General features: G+C 44.0%; 14 protein-coding genes and 2 pseudogenes. 12 read left to right on the top strand and 4 right to left on the bottom strand.

Features of this window, described 5'->3' with window-relative positions; all coding sequences use genetic code 11:
* The first annotated feature begins 300 nt into the window (after positions 1-300).
* The gene (locus tag ACWGXJ_RS24955; protein WP_452567825.1) at positions 301-999 is read left to right on the top strand and encodes a hypothetical protein; all 699 of its coding nucleotides are present in this window, start codon (positions 301-303) and stop codon (positions 997-999) included.
* A gap of 607 nt (positions 1000-1606) precedes the next feature.
* Here the strand turns inward: ACWGXJ_RS24955 and ACWGXJ_RS24950 are convergent.
* Positions 1607-3210, bottom strand: a pseudogene (locus tag ACWGXJ_RS24950) (DUF2075 domain-containing protein).
* 172 nt (positions 3211-3382) lie between these two features.
* Between ACWGXJ_RS24950 and ACWGXJ_RS24945 the strand changes: the two are divergent.
* Positions 3383-4009, top strand: coding sequence for a hypothetical protein (locus ACWGXJ_RS24945; protein WP_452567824.1), 627 nt, complete (start codon positions 3383-3385; stop codon positions 4007-4009).
* 70 nt (positions 4010-4079) lie between these two features.
* Positions 4080-4451 carry a hypothetical protein gene (locus tag ACWGXJ_RS24940; RefSeq protein ID WP_452567823.1) on the top strand — a complete coding sequence of 124 codons (372 nt, stop codon included), beginning with the start codon at positions 4080-4082 and terminating at the stop codon, positions 4449-4451.
* 259 nt (positions 4452-4710) lie between these two features.
* Here ACWGXJ_RS24940 and ACWGXJ_RS24935 read toward each other — a convergent pair whose 3' ends face one another.
* Positions 4711-5001, bottom strand: coding sequence for a hypothetical protein (locus tag ACWGXJ_RS24935; protein WP_452567822.1), 291 nt, complete (start codon positions 4999-5001; stop codon positions 4711-4713).
* A 514-nt stretch (positions 5002-5515) separates the two neighbouring features.
* Between ACWGXJ_RS24935 and ACWGXJ_RS24930 the strand changes: the two genes are divergently transcribed.
* The 7 genes from ACWGXJ_RS24930 (at position 5516) to ACWGXJ_RS24900 (ending at position 14116) form a co-directional block, all read left to right on the top strand.
* A complete protein-coding gene (locus tag ACWGXJ_RS24930) occupies positions 5516-5713 on the top strand; it encodes a hypothetical protein (RefSeq protein ID WP_452567821.1) in 198 nt (65 codons plus the stop codon).
* Between the two features lie 272 nt (positions 5714-5985).
* Positions 5986-7725 (top strand): methyl-accepting chemotaxis protein, encoded by a 1740-nt coding sequence (locus tag ACWGXJ_RS24925; RefSeq protein ID WP_452567820.1) that lies wholly within the window; start codon positions 5986-5988, stop codon positions 7723-7725.
* 421 nt (positions 7726-8146) lie between these two features.
* On the top strand, positions 8147-10111 hold the full coding sequence (locus ACWGXJ_RS24920; protein WP_452567819.1) for a GTP-binding protein: 1965 nt from the start codon (positions 8147-8149) through the stop codon (positions 10109-10111).
* Positions 10112-10440: 329 nt separating this feature from the next.
* Positions 10441-10968 carry a hypothetical protein gene (locus ACWGXJ_RS24915; RefSeq protein WP_452567818.1) on the top strand — a complete coding sequence of 176 codons (528 nt, stop codon included), beginning with the start codon at positions 10441-10443 and terminating at the stop codon, positions 10966-10968.
* Between the two features lie 342 nt (positions 10969-11310).
* Positions 11311-12645: an SMI1/KNR4 family protein gene (locus ACWGXJ_RS24910; protein WP_250267051.1), complete on the top strand. Its 1335-nt coding sequence runs from the start codon at positions 11311-11313 to the stop codon at positions 12643-12645.
* A 221-nt stretch (positions 12646-12866) separates the two neighbouring features.
* Positions 12867-13400, top strand: a complete 534-nt coding sequence (locus tag ACWGXJ_RS24905) for a YceI family protein (protein WP_452567817.1) — start codon at positions 12867-12869, stop codon at positions 13398-13400.
* Between the two features lie 113 nt (positions 13401-13513).
* Positions 13514-14116, top strand: a complete 603-nt coding sequence (locus ACWGXJ_RS24900) for a class I SAM-dependent methyltransferase (RefSeq protein WP_254326347.1) — start codon at positions 13514-13516, stop codon at positions 14114-14116.
* A 135-nt stretch (positions 14117-14251) separates the two neighbouring features.
* On the opposite strand, the gene ACWGXJ_RS24895 is transcribed toward ACWGXJ_RS24900, so the two are convergent.
* Positions 14252-15673: an MDR family MFS transporter gene (locus tag ACWGXJ_RS24895; protein WP_452567816.1), complete on the bottom strand. Its 1422-nt coding sequence runs from the start codon at positions 15671-15673 to the stop codon at positions 14252-14254.
* A gap of 316 nt (positions 15674-15989) precedes the next feature.
* Positions 15990-16228 (bottom strand): annotated as a pseudogene (locus tag ACWGXJ_RS24890) (hypothetical protein).
* Between the two features lie 397 nt (positions 16229-16625).
* Between ACWGXJ_RS24890 and ACWGXJ_RS24885 the strand changes: the two are divergent.
* On the top strand, positions 16626-17213 hold the full coding sequence (locus ACWGXJ_RS24885; protein WP_452567955.1) for a sensor domain-containing protein: 588 nt from the start codon (positions 16626-16628) through the stop codon (positions 17211-17213).
* Between the two features lie 100 nt (positions 17214-17313).
* A complete protein-coding gene (locus ACWGXJ_RS24880; RefSeq protein WP_452567815.1) occupies positions 17314-19113 on the top strand; it encodes a response regulator in 1800 nt (599 codons plus the stop codon).
* Positions 19114-19233: the final 120 nt, after the last annotated feature.

The following is a 19233-nucleotide window of genomic DNA, read 5'->3' as shown; positions in this document are numbered from 1 at the left end:
CAGATAACAGTGTATTTATGCATCGTACCTGCCAGCCTCCTTTCCTGGTCTGCCACAATATAAAGTGTTAATATGTTCCGTTTTGTCCATCAATCCAAACCAAAGGGGAAATTCCAACACAGCGTTCCCCTTCTCGTTACGCATGATCTTGCAACATACAACGAAAGTTCGATAAACTCCATCATGGTCAGATATGGGCACATCATACAATAGGTAGGATAGGAACAACGTTATAATTTTCGTGAACGCTACTTCCATGATATGATCGAATTGTTATAAGGCATCAATTAAGGAGGAAGTATGAAACGGAAGAACTTGATGATATGTGCCATTATTGTATTAATCGTTGTTAGTTATCTAATTAGAAACTCAAAGGAAACGGAAGTTTCCTCTGCTAGCTCACAGTTTGAAAATGACACCCAACTTATTGTGAATTCTACAGTTCCTTCAGATCAGCCTGCAAAAGTATTGAACCAATCACAATCGGTAACCAAACCGGCGAAATCTACAGCTGATCTTAAGCCTCTATTTGCCGGGCCTCTTCAAGCATTTAAGGACAAGTATGGAACACCTGACTCGAAATACATGTTTTCCATCTCGTATAATCAAGATGATCTATTAATCGACAGTGACAATGAAATTGGAATGGTCAACTCAATATCAATGTCCTTTTCAAACGAGACGTTTATTAATAAGGAAGATGCACTTGCTAAAATCCTTCTCTATCTGCCTGAGGATGCGAGGAAGATAAAATCCCGCGTTGATGGCGAGTCTATCTTTGTGTTATATCAAAGCCCTTCCACTGCCGAAGCTTTCTCAGATTGGTATGAAGCATGGGGGACCGAAGCCTTGAAAAAACATGGTGGAGGAATGATCCTAGTAAAAGTTATTGGAGGAGACCCAAATAGTAAGGAACGCCGAGGGAATGTTACGACTGCCCGTATGGAGCTTTGCAATTTAAGTGTTCAAGATATTAAGGATATAGATGTCGATTGGTAATGACAAGAAGGCGTCTATGTTGAGAGGGCTCTTTTTGAACTAACTAACGGATAATGATTAATAAAAGGTTTTCTATATAAACGATCAAAGGAGCTGGTCACTGCCAGCTCCTTTCCGCATTTCGCCGATAGCCCAGTTAAGCTGAACCGTATACACAAGTAACAGCGAGTTTTTTCGAAAAAACTCGCAGCAGGCTTAGAAAGGCGCTTTGGCAGGCATGAGTTTGTGAAGGGCAACGTTTGGCGGCAAAGTCGGCGTAAACGGACTTCTGCGAGCTTTTTAGGGTCACAATGCCATGCCAATCGTTCTGAATCGGGCAGTAGAACGAGGAGAAATTAGGCAAGAGAAAATTACACAGGTTTTTGAGCTTGTAAACCTAGCTATTTACAGGTAGAAGTATAGGATCACAGCAGCGAAAACACATTGAATAGTTTGTGGCGAAGTATTGCCACCCTGTAAATGCGTTTCTTTAATATTTTTGAATTATTATATAACTGAGTAGCCGCAGGGCAAGCAGAAGAAATAAAGGAACTAGGCAAGCTACGAGGCAATAGTATAAGCGGCGGCCTTTCATGGGACCACCGCTTATGCTTGGTGCATCGGCTCCTTACCTTTCAACTAAGGACAATAGCTTATTTCTTAGTTTAGGGTCTGTAGCGTAAATATAGAGTCCACGGATACCGCGCTTCATCAACACATTAATTGAATTTAAAATGATCTCTTGTCTAGCCTGTTGTATTTCCTGCGCAGAGAGATCACTTCGTGAGTTAAAGGCGCCGACATCCTTATATTTAGTTGTATCAATAAGGATTTGGTTCGTATGTTCATCATACCCGACTGAGGGACCTAGTATGACACCTACATATTTTAATCAAAGCCTTGAATGTTATAGATAGAACCTACTTCATGAATCGTATCCTCTTTCTCCGCCCAGGTCGTGCCGCTAACTGGAATATTCCAAGGCATTTTCAATCCGTCTGCCTTAACGTAGTATATCTGTCCATCCTTTTTGTGTTCATAATCAAAGGTCGCAACTATTCGGGACAAGCCAAACTTTTTGTTTTTGTCCTCAATCGCTTTCTTCATTTCAAGAGCATTGCTGAAAATCTGCAAGTCATATGTATTTTGACTTACTTGTGGCATGTTAATCAGCTTCTTTGATACAAAGCTGTCAATCCAGTTAACAAACTCAGGCTTGGCATTCATTCGGAATTGATCTTCTAAACGAAAGGTTTTAGAATGATATTTTTCAGTAATTTCTTTTAACATTTTTTTGTTCCAGTAGCTTTTGATTCTTAGAACCTGTTTCGGGTCAAAAATGACGATCGTTATTTTGCTTTTCTTAATAATTTCCTCGAGATGATTATTCCCTTTGAAGTTGTTATATCGATCTTCCTTAGTTAAAAGCAAATGGGCTTCGTCTACTAAGACAATATTAGCTGACGTTATTTTTTGATCATTAATGAATGTAGTGGGCTTCATAACTTTGTTCTTTTTTATATTAGGAAGGCTTTTAGCCAGACTATGATAAGTCTTTAGCATCTCGCTATGGTTCACTAATAAGTAATTATTTGTACCGTAGAGAACAGAGTCACTGTCATTGGCATAGTCCTGAATAGTATTAAATAGAGAACTTATTAGCACACTTTTTCCGGTTCCTGCTTCACCTTCAATAGTTAATACTTGCGACTCCGTTTTTTGAAAATTTTTCTTGCAGAAATTAAGGATTTGATTCTTAATCTCAAACTGCTGATCGGATAGTTCTTTAAAGGGCGAGAGCTTATAGGTATCCCTATTCTTTAATTTTTCAAGAGGTTCTTTTACAATTTCTTCATCTCTGAGTTTTTCCCATATTTCTGTGAAAACACCTTCATTGTAGTAATGCTTTCGATAGTAATTGTGTACCTCACTTTTTACCGTCTGGCTGACATTCTGAAGCCTGTATCGATTTTCTGCGATCAAATAGTTAATTAAATTAGTCTCAATATTATAGGTCGCAGACTGGTGGAATCGTTTATGTCCAATAAGTATGGTTTGCTTAAGGCCCTTGCGCTGGGGATTACCCAAATGCTTTTTTATGCGCCGTTTAAATTGAACCGTTTCGCCAACATAAGCCTGGAGCGAGTGCTGATTATAAAGAATGTAGATAATGGGATGGTTGGTTAGCAAGTCTTCCTCTATTTGTTGTGCGTCCTGTGAAGAAAAGCCTATTTTTTAAAAAATAAGTTTATTAGTCATGTTAGCCACCTGTAGAATCTAGGAAATTAGTAAAGACTACTACAGTATACTATATTTAAATGCTCTGTAAGATGTGCAGCACTTGAATAGTTAAGGTGTATTATTTTAAATGGCTTGATATAGTTTAGAAGAAAGGATGATAGAGATGCCAAATGATAGACAACAGCTTCACAAGGAATCGATCAAGTACCTAACGACTGCCTCCCTTCGCGAAAATGATCCTAAGTTTATCTGCACAATAAATGATCTAGCCTATGAGCTTTTAACAACAGATGAAGTAGGTTTGATAGAGCAGTTGTATTTTAAAATGAAGAATATTGCCCTACGAAATAAGATTCTGTATGGTTTAATCCGGTGCAGACATTTGGAACTGAAGGATTTCTTTCAGAAAGCCTATAAAAAAGAACGATACTTAGATATGAAACTACTCACGATCCATGGACTGGCCCAATATGCTACCGAACAAGAGATCGACAAGGTCATCAATCATTTCTTAAAGCTCTTAATAAAAAGAGCAGAGACAACTCCTTATAACTACTATGAATATGAGTTTCTAAGGTCTGCTTTCGGGTTTCCTCTTCTAATTAAAAAATACGGGTATTCCTGTTTTGAAAAGGTATATCAACAAGTCGAGAAACAATATCAGGATATGCCAGAAGCATTTAAGGGACATTTGACCTTTGATGAAGATGGGAAGCAAGTTTCGTTGAGAACTCCGATGAAAATAAAGCAAATGATAGATCGTTTTTATGAATCACGAAATCTTCGATAAGCTGAGTCCAAGAAGTTGAAAAGCAGCGACGACTATAACAATGATGAGGTTTGTTGAAAGGAGAATAGAGATGACCGTAAAGTTTACTTTGAATTATACGGATGGAGATTTCATCGAAATCATAGAAGTTCCAATTTATGAAGCGTATCGTGAGGGTACTTCTTTTCAACTGTATCATTTAAATCGCAACCCTACTCGTATTGAACACAAGGAATTGTTAGTTATCGATGAATCGGGGATTGCCCCAGAGTGTATGTTTAAAAGTGTTACAGAATTTTGTGGAAAAATTATCCCCTATTTATTGAATAGGAAAAATGAGTCATTGTTTTTATTCGGGGAGTATTATGATGCAGAGAAGGATAAGATGATGGACATTGATTATATTGAGATCCCCTGTTTAATAGGCGGGGCAGCCACCTTACAAGAAGAAGAGAAAAAGTAGTCGGATTTGATTCGGTCTTCAGAGAAACAAACCGGAAGAATCGCTCCAAAACAGGAGGTTACATATGAGTTCTATTCTAAAAGTTATAGAAAAGCTAAAGTTGAACGTCTTGAATATTGAAGATGTCCCAGAGTCATTAACAAGGATAAACTATTCCGTGAATTTCAGATGCTTGAAGCCTTGAAGGGTATAATACCCTGTTTCTAGAGTATTGGACATTTGGTACGGGGATGAAAGTACTTCTGGAGCATTGCTTCTTTCAGCAATTCAAGGTATGCCTTTCTGCAGAAATATGATATTTATGAAAAAGCTCAGAGATGGTGGTATGAAAACTTTCTTCAAATTTGCTGTTCAAATCTTCTCTAAATACGTTTTCAACTTTCAAAAAATCTTTCGGTAATTCACCTTGTTGGCGGATATAACCACTCATTGTATAAAACAATTTGTCTGCTAGAAAATTCAAATCGTTATCAAAATAGATAGAGAAGGTGAATTTGTCAGATTTACTAACTTCCTCGTAGGTTTTAGCAATCTTGTATTTCTCCCTCAATAGTTCAACAACTTCTTGAAAATCGAAAATATCGAAATATAATGCTAAGACCGATTTCTTAAAGAACTTATCTGATACAGGCTCTACTTTACTTCCGCCAGTGGTAATCCGCGAAGTATTTGGGGGCCGTGATTATGCAACTATTCATATTGATCCAGTGGCCGATACGATAAATTTTTCTCGGTATTCGTACCGAAGTTTAAACATCCAAGACATAGAGCGCTTACCTGCGGTCCCGATTTTCCTAATGAAAGTTGTCGCATTTTATTTCATCTCGCAATCATGTAGAGTTTCTTTCCTTACTAACTCTAGCAATTCATGATTAACCTTATAATAACACTATAGTTAATAATTGTAACGTTTAGCATAGGCATTATTCGTTATGTGTTAATAAAGCAGCGCAGTAATCCGATAAAGTAATTACGACAAGTTTCCTTGTATATTCGACATCATTAGACAAACTGGGGGCAGTGGTTTTTATGAGGAATAGTAAAGTATCGGGATTATCCGGGAAGTGGGCACAAATGCGGAGCAGGTTGCCGCATCATCGGAAGAGCTGACAGCCAGCGCGGAACAAACGGGACAAGCTACGAAGCATGTTGCGTCCATTACAGAAAAATTAGCCGAAGGAGCGCAGACGCAGGTGAACAGCATCGAAGCCAGCGTTACGCTTGTTCAGAAGATGGATGGGGAGGCTACGCAAAATTGCTGATCGTTCCATTCATGTCAAGGAATCTGTGGATGTAGCATCGGAACTGGCCCCCAAAAGGAGTCAGGCGATTGAATCTGCAATTCATCAAATGTCCGCTGTTTCAAATAATGTAAGTGAGATTTTAATGGAGGGCGTAATAGATATTTATGCTCTTAACTTGGTTTCTAGCAATTATACGATTTCCGCATAACTTTGATGTTTAGAAAGTGGCAAACGATGTTGAATAAGTACATCGTGTTACCTCGAGAGGGACTAGATGGGAGTGAGGCATAATGAGAGGAATGAAGTTCATGATGACGATCAGGAACAAGGTAATTCTAACGATCGTCGTTACTGTAATCACCAGCCTTGTGATCGGAGGCGTTGGGATTTACAATTTGAAGCGGGTACAATCCTCGCTTGAGGAGAGCCTCAGTATTAGGGCGGAAGTCATCGATCTCATTCGTACAGCAGATGTCGACCTATATCAGATGCTGTTGGCAGAACGATCGCTGTACAGTTATGAACCAGGGTCGGAACAATTTTTGAAACAGCTAGAAGATTACGGAAAACAAAAGGAGTCGGCAAAGAAGAAGCTTAATAAGTATAAGTCAATGGGAACTATTTTTGATAATGAGGAAAAGTTGATTCAAGACTACGAAGCAACGGTTGCAGCGTATGAATTGGTCTCCAAGAAAGTGATTGACGGATTATCATCAAAGGATTCAACTGTCCGTGAAAGGGCGAATCTTCTTTCTTATGAGGAGGGCAACGAAAAGTTTGACCAGATGGAAGACGCTTTGGATCACATAGGCGATCTGTACTACGATGATAATCAAATCATGTTGGACAGCACACAAAAACAATACAGCTTCCTGCGATTGATCAGTATCCTCTTAACATTGGCAGGCTTGATCGCTTCATCGTTGCTTGGTTATTTGATCATCCGATCCATCCATCATCCGATCCGTTATTTGCGCGGACGTGTCCGAGAGATTGCGGAGGGCAATCTGGCCGTCGATATACGTACCTTCTCCCAGGATGAGCTTGGGGAATTAACCGCTGATTTTAATATAATGGTATCTCGTATGAAAGAACTCATTTCGACAGTAAGCCAATCGATTGGCCATGTAAATACTTCCGCTCATGAACTTACCTTTATTGCGGAACAAACAACGGCAACCGGCGAGGAAATGACGTCAGGCATTAATGAAATTGCAGTTGGTGCTTCCGAGCAAGCGTCCTTGACAGAGGCAACGAGCCGTGAAACGATGGCGCTATCGGACACGATTGAAAAGGTAAATGTAAGGAACAAAAAAATGACCAGCTTGTCTTCGGAGGCGGAAATCGTCTTAAGAGGCGGCATGGATAAAGTAAAGAAATTACAGGATCACAATCTCCAAACGACAGAAGCAAACCAACTGGTCGTACAACATATTGAAGGCCTGGCAGAACAGATGCTTACGATTTCCACAATCGTACAGACGATTAATGAAGTATCCGAGCAAACGAAGCTCCTCGCATTAAATGCGAGCATAGAAGCGGCGCGTGCCGGCGATTCCGGAAAAGGATTTGCAGTCGTCGCTACAGAGATTCGCAAGCTGTCGACCATGACTTATGAATCAACAGAGAGAATTAATGCAACTATTGCACGCCTCAAGGCAGAAGTTTCTCAAACGTTGCAGGTCATGAATCAGACAGAGGTGGTTATCTCCGACCAATCTCTTATTGTTCAGGAGTCGGGAACGGTATTTGAATCGATTATGGATATGCTAAAGGAAATCATCAGCTCGATTCAAGAGATGGATGGGGATATAGGGCAGATGAATGTTAGTAGGGAACAGGTCATCTCATCCATTATCAAGATATCTGATGTAGCTCGAGACGCAGCTTCTGCCACAGAAGAGATAAGTTCGGCTTCTAACGATCAGAGTCAGGCGTATTCCCATCTGCATAGTGCAGCTGAACAATTGAAACAATCAAGCCAACAAGTGAGCGAAATGATCAGCAGGTTTCGAATTGTACAAGAATAATTAGTACTAAGAATAAGAAAAGGAGCTATCTGACTACGGATGGCTCCTTTTCTGCTCTCGTTGATGAAATGCGTGCGTACCGTCTCACCTCTAGGGGGGAATGGTGAATTATTCGGAAGTGTTGATGCGTATCTCCATTCAATGCGATCATCACAACCGTTAGATTTTATATGGCTTCTGTCTAAAAAGCCATCACCACAAGGGATAGCTAAAACTTGCCGTTGTAGATAGCACGGTGACTGTATCATAAGCAGGGCGAAACTTGCAGATTAAAATGGTGTAGATTCGAAGGGAAGTTTTTCCTTTATCTTCTATCTATGAAAAAAGATCCTCTCTCAAAACCAACTCCTACCCACTCTCCCGATTTCTATGCTTTAATAAAATGAGCAGTATTAACAAGAAGCGTTGAAAGTGGGATTCTATGAAGCGACTAACGATTGGCCTGTTCGCCCATGTGGATGCAGGTAAGACAACTTTTGCGGAACAGCTGCTGTACCATACGAACAGTATCCGGTCGCGGGGGCGGGTGGATCATCAGGATGCGTTTCTGGACAGCCACGACATCGAGCGGGCAAGGGGCATTACGGTGTTTGCAGATCAGGCGGTAATAGAATATAAAGGAGACAGCTATTATTTAATAGACACGCCCGGACACGTCGATTTCTCCCCGGAGATGGAGCGGGCGATCCAGGTCATTGATTATGCCATCCTGATTGTAAGCGCAGTTGAAGGTGTCCAGGGCCATACGGAGACGGTCTGGCAGCTGCTGCGCAAGCACCGGATTCCGACGTTCTTCTTTATCAATAAGACGGATCGGATTGGCGCGGATACAGGCAGAACCGAGGCGGATATCCGTCAGCAGTTGACGGGGGAAGTATGCTGCATTACACAGAGCTTCGCTGACGGCATAGTCGGCGAGCCGCTGCGGGAGGCCATGGCAGAGCGGGACGAAGCCTTGCTGGAAGCATTCCTGGAGGGGAGAGAGGATTCGGGCTTCTGGCTAGAGGCCTTGCAGAGGATGATAGCGGCGGGTCTTCTCTTCCCCTGTGCTTACGGCTCTGCGCTTCAGGATACAGGCGTCATTGAATTTCTGGATCAGCTGCATCTGCTGACGACAACCACTTATGACAAGAATGCTTCATTCCAGGGGCGGGTTTATAAAATTCGGCACGATGCAGGCGGAGCGAGACTCACGTTCATTAAGGCGCTGGGTGGTCAGCTAAAGGTGAGAGAAGAGCTTAGTTACGAGAGCGGCGGGGTTCAATATGACGAAAAAGTTACGCGACTCTTCTTGTTTAACGGCCTTAAATCGCAGTCGGTGGAGCAAGTGGAAGCCGGCGATTTATTTGCGGTTGCTGGATTGTCCGCCGCAGAGGCCGGACAAGGCCTGGGGGCGATATCGGACAAGTTAGCTTACGAGTCGGAACCGACGTTACAATCGAAGGTATTATTCGACAATTCGATACATGTACAGAAGGTGCTCGGTGCTTTTCGCACGCTGGAGGCGGAGGAGCCGTCTCTGAACGTCGTTTGGGATGAGAAATTGCAGGAGATTTCTATCCGCGTCATGGGATTGATTCAACTGGAAGTGCTGGAGCAGCTTGTTAGAGAGCGGTTTGGCTTTGCTATCTCTTTTGGACAACCGGAAATCTTGTATAAGGAAACGATTCAATCGGCTGTGAAAGGGTACGGCCACTTCGAACCGCTCAGGCATTATGCGGAAGTGCATTTGCTGATTGAACCGGGAGCAAGGGGCAACGGCATCATGTTCGAAAGCAGATGTCATGCCGATGATCTGAATGTCAGCTATCAGAATCTGATTCGGAATCATCTCTATGAACGGGAGCATCACGGACTGCTGACCGGCATGCCGGTCACCGACGTGAACATTACGCTACTGAGGGGTCGCGCGCATAAAGAACATACCCATGGTGGCGATTTTCGTGAGGCTGCCTTTCGAGCACTACGACAGGGCCTGGAGAAGGCGGACAACGTGCTGCTGGAGCCCTATTACGATTTCAAAATCAAGGTCGCTATTGATGAAATGGGCAGGGTACTGTCCGATATTCGACGTGCTTCAGGTATTTTTAATCCGCCGCAGACAACCGGAACGCAAGCGGTGGTCACGGGCAGGGTGCCCGTGTCGACTTTCATGAACTACAGCGCCGAATTCGCCTCCTTTACGCATGGACGAGGCAGTATCCGCTGCGTGTTCAGCGGCTACGATCGCTGCCATAATACGGAGGAAGTCATAGAGCGGATGGGCTACCGCAAAGGGGCAGACCCACTGTATACATCCTCCTCCATCTTTTGCGCCAAGGGGGCGGGTTACTCGGTGCCATGGGATGAGGCGGAAGCCAAGATGCACCTTGAATTAGAACCTTGAATGAGCTTGCTCTAATGGAGATGAAACTCCAGGTAGGAGAGCGAAAACCCATGCCTCAAGTGACGGTAAAAGTGTTGTAGTCTTTTGGTTTTGGGTCACTATATATTTTCGCCAAAGTGGGGACGACCGAGATACAACATCCAGTAGCAGGTTTTTGGCAATTCTCTTGATTTAGTGTGGGGCTGTGGTTAGCGGTGTTATTCTTGGGAGGACTTGAATGGCGGCGAGATCATCAAGCGATTTTTGGCGTGCGTATGTCCCATTCGCACAAGCATGCTGCCCGCCCCTGGCGTAAACTGAATTATAATCAGTGAGCGAGGTGAACTTCCATGGCACAATCGAAAGAGATGCGTGCACGGGCTAAGAAGTTTCAAGGCCGTCCGGTCTGTGTCACCCTGCACAGCGGAGAGACCTACGTCGGCTACATCACCGACGTTAATTACGGCGGGTTGGTACTTGCCAGCGCTGGAGTCCCCCCACGCACTTCTTCCGGGAAGCAAGATTCCCGATCTCTCAAACGCAGAGCTGGTGCGCATGCCCCGGGCGTCCGTCTCGGGAACCGGAAAAGCGGCGCTCGCAAGCCGTCTGGCCGTTCGCGCTCCCGCAAGCCGGACGCCAGGGTGTCGGCATTCCTGCCGATGATGGGCTCGCTGTTAGGCGGCCTTGGCGGCTCTACTGCGGGCGCAGGAGGGCTTGGCGGTATGCTTGGTGGGGGTCTGCGGCTGTTCGGCATGATCCAGAAATTTGTCCCGGTCGTGAAGATGGGCTACGGTATGATCAAGTCCATTCGCCCGTTTCTCGGCGCCGTTAAAGGCTTAATGCCCTCGGCCAGTCCAGCCACGCCGGATAACGAATAATCGTATCCCTGTGGACTTTAAGCCTCCTTTGAGTGGTCGAAGGGGGCTAGCTCACACCATCACTTTCTAACAAGAATAAAAATGATCACGGTCTTCGTCATCAAATTTGCCAAGTGTCCGTCTCCTAACAAATTCGTGTTGGCCCCCATATGGATTCCATTCATATGGATTTTTTTCTGTGGTACTCTAAGGTGGTTCAGTGGTGACCTTAAGAGAAGCTACAATGAAAGATTACTTAAAGATACATATCATTTTAAAGAGGTACGACCCATAGAAAGAATAATAAAATTGCTGGATAAGCAAACAAAGGAAACCTGGCTATGGTCAACAGGAGGGTTCAATATGTGGTTTAGGAAGAAAGAAACGCAACTGGATCGAATAAAAAACAAACTGAGTCAAGCTATGCACAAAGACGCGGATTTCTCAGTGTTTGGAGCATCCTCACATCAATATAGGGTTAAAGAGAAGCTTACAGCAAAAGAGCTGGCGGACTGGCAAGCCCACAATCAGGTTACACTTCCTGAGCCTTACGCGCTGTTTTTAACGAAAGTCGGCAACGGAGGCGCCGGACCCTATTATGGAATCTATTCAATTGGAAAGGCAACTTCCTACACCGAGCGCCAGGCACTCCTTGCAAAATCCGTTCTGCATCCCGGGATGACCAAAGAGGAATGGAACCATCTGATTGAGCCCCTGACCAAGGACGAGGACATTCCCGATGAGGAATACGACGCCACCTGTAATAAGGTGCTGGGCGGCATGTTGTGCATAGGCACCCAAGGCTGCGAATACGACATGTATCTCGTACTTGAAGGGAAATACAGGGGGAGAATTGTGTACACCTCCGATTTTCATCCCGATCATCCTTTTTTCTTTGTCTATGAAGACAGCTTTCTGGACTGGTACGAGCGCTGGCTGGATGAAATTATTCTGGATTATGATATCGGGTGGTTTGGTAGTCGAATGCCGGGTGATGAGAATGCGCTGATCCAGATTTATCAGAGCGCTCCAAATGAACAAATCCAAGCCAAAGCGCTTAATGGAATGTTCAAGTTTAAGAAAGTCTCTCAGCCAACCCTTGGTTTTTTGAAGAATATTGCGGAGCAAAGCCCAAAAAATCGGACCACAGCCATTTGGCTCATCTGCAAAACTTCTTTTGACGCGGGTAGAAAATATCTTCTGGAGCTGTTGCAATCGGATGGGCATGAGGGTTTTCTGCAAGCTTTACAGATTCTACATACTTCCAGTAAAACTGCGAATTTAACGGATTTTGTTCCAGTGATCTTGCAAAGGCTTGACAAGATTTACGACCCGGAAACGTTGCGTTATGCAGGGTATATCTTGGAGGATTATGGTGCGATTACTCTCCAGGACTTTGCGTCTTTCTTGTGTCACGCTGACCCGAAAATGCAAACCACTGCCATCTATGCCGCGCGCAGTTGCGAAAACAAGCTGGGAAGCTGGGAGATCATTGAACAGATGTTGATGGGGGGCGGCCCGGAGGTTCTGAATAACTCGATTTTATACTGGGGCATTATTCCACATGAGAAGTTGCTGCCTTACTATAAGGAGGTATGGCCGCAATACAAAAGCAATCCGGATTTCAGAGAAAAATTTATCGGTTGTTTGCGAGAGCTGCATTTGCCAGATGATTATTTCGACAAAGACGAATGGTGAAGAAGGTGTACATGGATTATCCAGCTCACCTTCGATTTAATTTGACGTGGCGGAGCCTGAACATTCCGAAATCGGATTTACGAGGAAACAAAAAAATGAAAAAAAGCTACTGACATCCCGTTGTCAGTAGCTTTTTTGTACATTAGGAGTATGCGAATAGCGCAGTGTTTGGAGATGGGGCGACCTTTCTCAAAATCTTATCATAGAGGTGGAATTTATTTATGAGCAATATCAATTGGGAAGTGGATCCGGACCACAGTTCCGTCGAGTTTTCGGTGACGCATTTAATGATTAGTAGAATCAAAGGAGTATTCGAGCATTTCCAAGCGATCTTGAGTTTTGACCTCAACGATTTAACAACCATGGGTGTTCAGGCCTCCATAGATGCAAATAGTATCACAACTCGCCAATCGCAACGAGATGAACACTTGAAGAGCGACGACTTCCTTCATGCAGCCAAGTATCCAACCATTACGTTTCAAAGCACCAGCTGCGTCCTTGCTGGCGAAAGGCAATATGAACTTACGGGCAATCTAACTCTGCATGGAGTAACCAAACCCATCACTTTTCATACCGTTTTTGAAGGACTTAACAAGGACCCTCGCGGCCGGGAACGTGTAGGATTTCATTCAACAGCCAGTATCGAACGCAATGAATTTGGCTTGACATTCAACTCGCCTCTGGAAAAAGGTGGGGTTATCGTCGGAAATGAAGTGGGAATCGAGCTTTATATCGAGGCAATTAGAATAGATTAGCAGTCCTAAAGGCCATCCTTTTAGCGGGGTGGTCTTTTTACTTGCCGTTACAGGTAGGTTGGTGAACCGTATCACAAATAAGGGCGAAAATGTTGAAAATTGGAGAGGTAATCATGGGAAATACGGATAAGTTTGAAATGATAGCTAATATATATGACACTTCTGAAAGAATTCAAATTGCAAAGGTATCATCTGATGCCATTCGTGAATATGTAGTTGACGCTAATAGTAAGAATGCTATTGATTTTGGGTGTGGAACGGGCCTTGTCGGAATGAGCTTGTTAAATGATTTTAATTCTATGCTTTTTCTGGATACTTCACAAAACATGATTAATCAAATAAAGCAAAAAATTACTGATCTTCATATTCAGAATGCAGATACATTATGTTTTGATTTTGAAAAGGAAGGTCTAACGGATTTACATGCGGACTATATTTTTATGGCTCAGGTTCTACTCCATATTCATGATGTTGAATTCGTTTTATCAAGGCTATTTGATGTTCTAAATGAAGGAGGACATTTACTAATCGTAGATTTTAATAAAAATGAAAAAGTAGTTTCAGATATAGTTCATAACGGATTTAATCAAGAAGAGCTGACTGACATTATGACTAAAATAGGATATAGAGATATCCAGTCCAAAACTTTTTTTAACGGAAGTAAAATATTCATGGGACAAGATGCATCTATGTTTATTCTTGATTCTCAAAAATAAAACTTTTAGGCAGAAATCAGCTCTCCTTATAGTCGGGGTGCTAAGGTACAACGAAATAAAGGCGCCCCTTATGAGACAGCCTCATGCTTCTTGCATGGTTTTAAACTTATGATTCAATCTGTGGCTAGTAATGAATCAACTATGTTCAGGTGGCTTTTTTATAAACCAACCCAGCACCAGAATAAGTATTGCAAGAATAAATTCAATCCAAAAAACCGTTTGTAGACCGGAAGCCATGCTTTGTGTCTTCTCATGCATCGCAGTGGGATTGAGCGAATGGTGAAGATAACGATTGGCCCCAGACGACATGATGCCGACGAACAATGCGATGCCAATCCCTCCTGCAATCTGTTGGAGCGTATTGTATATGGCTGTGCCATGAGGGATCAGGTGACGTGGAAGTTGATTCAATCCTGTCGTCTGAGCCGGCATGACGACGAACGACATGCCTAAGAATAAGAGGATATGATTGAACAGAACGGAACCTTGTGTTGTATTACTGTCGATGCCGGTAAACAGCCACAACGATATGACGATCAGGAGCAGTCCGGGCACAATTACGAGTCTCGGCCCGAATTTATCAAGTAATTTCCCCGATACCGGCATCAGCATCCCGTTCAAAATGCTACCTGGCATTAGAAGTAAGCCTGTCGCGAATGCTGTCAACTTCATCACATCCTGCATATAGAACGGCAGCAATGTTGTTGTGGCGAATAGAACCATCATCAGAATTACAATCAATACCGCAACCAGAGAAAAAGTGGAATGCCGGAATACGGAAAGATCGATCAACGGCTCTTTGATCTTAAGCTGGCGCCATACAAGCAAGAGCAAGAAAAGGCTACCTATTGCAATCGATCCGTAACCTTCTGGCTCAAGAGAGACACTTGTTTGGCTGAAGCCATAGGTGACGCAGCCGAAACCGACGGTTGACATCACAATGGATACAAGATCGACCCTTGGCTTGGTCAGTTCTGTCACATTCTTTAAGTACACGAATGCATAAATCATCGAAAACAGTGCGACAGGAATCACTATGTAGAACAGCCATCGCCATTGAAAGGTATCGATAATCAAGCCAGACAAAGCCGGCCCGATGACAGGGGCGACCATGATGACCAGCCCCATGAGACCCATGGTGGCACCCCGGCGTTCTGGAGGATAGAGGGCGAGAATCGTATTCATCATCAATGGGATCAATAATCCTGTCCCGCAAGCCTGAACAACCCTGCCCATCAGCAAGATTCCGAATCCCGGGGATACTGCACACAAGCAGGTACCGGCCAAAAATAACGCCATCGCAGACATAAACATCTGGCGAGTCGTGAACCATTGCTGTAGTAATGCGGTCACCGGCACCAGTACGCCGACCACGAGCATATAACCCGTCGATAACCATTGTATGGTCGAAGCCGCAACGTTAAATTCTCTCATCAATGCAGGAAACGCATTGGTAAGTAAATTTTCGTTAAGAAACGCGACAAATGTACCGATGAGTAGAGCGGTTAATATTGCTCCTCTCTTCATTCCTCTTGCATCTTGAGCCTGATTGTCCATCTTCTACCTCCCGATTGTTCATTACGCTCCGTGCATTATTTGTATACCACTTATCCTGCAACGTCTGAAGATCATTCTACGTGAAGTGGGATGAATTGGAAAAAGCGAAATTGCCCATCATACTCGGAAATTCATTCATATTTCGAAAGCATAAGGGGGGCTCCCCCGCGATGTCGCTCATTCGCGCATTATTTCTTGACAAGATGAGGTTAGGGGATTATGATAACGTGCCGGTCAACTCTACAAGGCAAATAAAATCAAAAAGGCTGACTTTTCGTAGTGCCTTGGCACCGGAATCGTCAGCCTATCGTGCAGATTATCCTACACCATCACTTTCTAACAAGGAATAAAAATTATCACGGTCTTCGTTATCAAATTTGCCAAGTGTCCGTATCTTAACAAATTCGTGTTGGCCATACATGTCTATTTCCTCACCGTACCTATTGTAGAGCGCGATCATATTCCCATCCTGATTCAACTCCATGTACCCGTAACATTTTGCTTCAGGCCTTCACCGTAAAAGAGCATAAATTTTATTTTGACCACTCTGTGCATGCAGATCCTCCTTTTCTGTCTTTCATATTGGCTTTGAATATATACAGTATTTTCCATGAAATGTCAACAGATGAGGTTTCCACGTGATGTGAAAACAAAGTAATTATTAATATGATGGATTAAAATTTTTGTATGTATAACTAAGATCGAAACGGTTTTTACTTTCTCTGGAGCTCATTTTATTCCACTATGTGTTCCAGCACAGAAACTTGAAGGATTCGTTGTTCAAGAATATAAAATTTCTTGGGAAATATCTGAGGAGAAAGGATATATGGATAGTGTTAATTTCAAGCTTCTAAGTCTTTCGCCTTGTGTCACATGACATTATGGCACTGGTAGATTTGACATCAAGAGCCGTAGGATACGACTACTACTTGTAAAGGATGTGGGCTCTTTGATGACAAGAACCGTCGTCAGCTTTATTCAAAATGGCTATTTCCTAATGCTTACTTTCGCTACCGGATTGTTTTACTTTTGCTTTTATCTGGTCGCTCTTACATTAGGCTTGAGTCTTTCGTTTACCGTCGCGGGTGTTCCTCTGATTACTCGCATTTTGGGAACTACATACGCCTTCCTGCAATTTGAACGCATACAGACCAAGATCTATACGGATATTACCACCGAGCTTTACGTTAAACCAATAAACACCGATGCCTCTATCTGGCTTCAAGCAAGGAAGGAGCTGCTAAATCGGCGCAACTGGATCGCTATCGGCTGGCTGATGCTGAAGCTCCCGGTGGGGATTTTAAGCCTCATTAGTGCGGCCTTGCTTTATATAACTCCACTCGCGATGATTGCGACCCCGCTCCTCTTTCCGTTATTTAATTATTATTTTATGGGTTTTCTTGTAGATACTGTGATAAAATCCATGCTGGTTTCGGCCTCAGGAGTCGTATTCACTATGGTGAGCTATAGGCTTGCGAACAGCTTGACGCGTATGCTAGGCGGCTACACCCGTCTTATGATCAAGAGTGTGAACCGTTAACCGGAATGTCCCGGTCTGGATTTAAAAGTATTGTTGAATGATGGTTTGTTCTATAATAGTCACGTAATGTCATACTGAAAGTTCTTAGGGGTTGATGGTTTTGTTCGATATGGTAAAGCAGTGGTTCTGGTACGACTGGTTCATGCTTATGATCCGCCTGATTTGCAGTACTTCTCTCCTGCTCACTATCATAGAGCGGCAATCTCATTTCACGCTGCCGCTTTGGGTTCTTGTGTTTTGGCAGCTTATTGCTTTTTCCGTTCCCTGGCTGTGCTTGCAGCTCAATTATAGATACTACCTGCTTACCGAGATTGTGATCCCGGGCGGGCTGTGCTTGTATTTAGCTTCGTTTTTTCCGGAAGCCTACCTCACATTCCTGTTGTATCCATTTTTAATTGCCGCTAACAGCAAACAAAGAACATATCTTTGGTCAGGTCCTTTATCGGTATTGCTCCTACCCACTATAATTAAGCTGCTTGTAGAGCAGACTGATTTTTGGGTTATGACCATTCAATTCGGGACGGCTTATGCATTCGGATTTTCCTTCCATTTATTGATGGTCAATCATCGTCAAAGCGAAATTATACGCGAGCAAAATGCGGTGCTGGAGCAGTACTTGTCCCAAATCGAGCGCATCACGCTGGCCGAAGAGCGGAATCGGCTCTCCAAAGAGCTTCATGATACTGTCGGTCATGCCTACACTTCCCTCATTATGGGATTGGAAACTTTGCGCCCTGAGCTAGAGACGGATACAGGAACGAAACGGCTCGATTCCCTATTGAACCTGGCCCGGAAGAATATGGATGAAGTGAGAGGCTATGTGCATCAAATCGAATCGCCGCATGAAGAACTCCCACTGCTTCAGTCTTTGCGGAAGCTGGCAGAGGAGTTTCAGGAGCATGCTAAGGTGTCGGTTCGTTTCCAGGCCTTCGGAGAGGAATACCCTGTAACGAAGCAAGCAAAGATAGCGCTGTATCGCTGCTTGCAAGAATCATTGACGAATGCCGTGCGTCATGGACACTCGACGGAGATTACGGTTTTGGTGCAATTTGAGCCTCAGCAGACGAGGCTCGAAATTCAGGATAACGGCCGCGGGATGGAACATGGACGGGATGGTTTCGGCTTGAACGCCATGAAAGAGCGAGCAATGAATTTGCAAGGTCATGTTGGCGTCTATACCCAACCGGGCGAAGGCACCCTCGTTACCTGCACCCTGCCACGACAAACGGAGCTTAAGGATGAAGTCATCCGTCTGTTGGTCGTCGATGACCAGCCTTTTATCCGTGAAAGTCTGCGGACTCTTCTGGAGGAGCAGCAAGATTTGCAAGTCGTAGGGGTAGCAGAAGATGGCGAGCAAGCCATCGAACTGTGCAGGCAGGTTCAGCCTCAGCTGGTGCTCATGGATTTGGACATGCCGAACCTGGACGGAATCTCCGCATCCCGTACCATAAAACAAACGTGGCCCCACATCCGCATCTTGATTCTCACCACGTTCGAAGATACTGGACAGGCTCTGGAAGCGCTGCGAAGCGGAGCGGACGGATACTTATTGAAGTCGATGAAGCCGGTAGAGCTCGCCGAAACAATACGCACGGTCTATCGCGGAGGCACGCTGATCGATCAGGAGATGTCGCACAAATTGTTTGCACAGCTGCAAGCCGCCAAGAGCGGGGAAGATCCGTCGACAACTCAAGTGGCCGCGACCTATGATTTAACTCCACGGGAGCTTGAAATTTTACAGTCCGTGTCGAAAGGACTGCGATATAAAACCATTGCCTCCAAATTGTATTTATCTGATGGTACGGTTAGAAACTATGCGTCATCAGTCTATCTGAAGCTGGGGGTTCGCAACCGGGAGGAAGCGGTGCAAAAAGCCCGGGAGGCAGGGCTTCTGGAATAAACCTTACGGCTCTATGCGGATTTCCGTTGAATATGGAGAAAGCTAAGAAACAAGCGGCAGCATCAGCAGCCGCTTGTTTCTTATTGTACAAGAAAACCCCCAGTTTGATCGGGGGTTCAG

It is taken from the genome of Paenibacillus sp. S33 (genome assembly GCF_053615415.1).
This window is presented reverse-complemented; position numbering and strand designations above follow the sequence as displayed.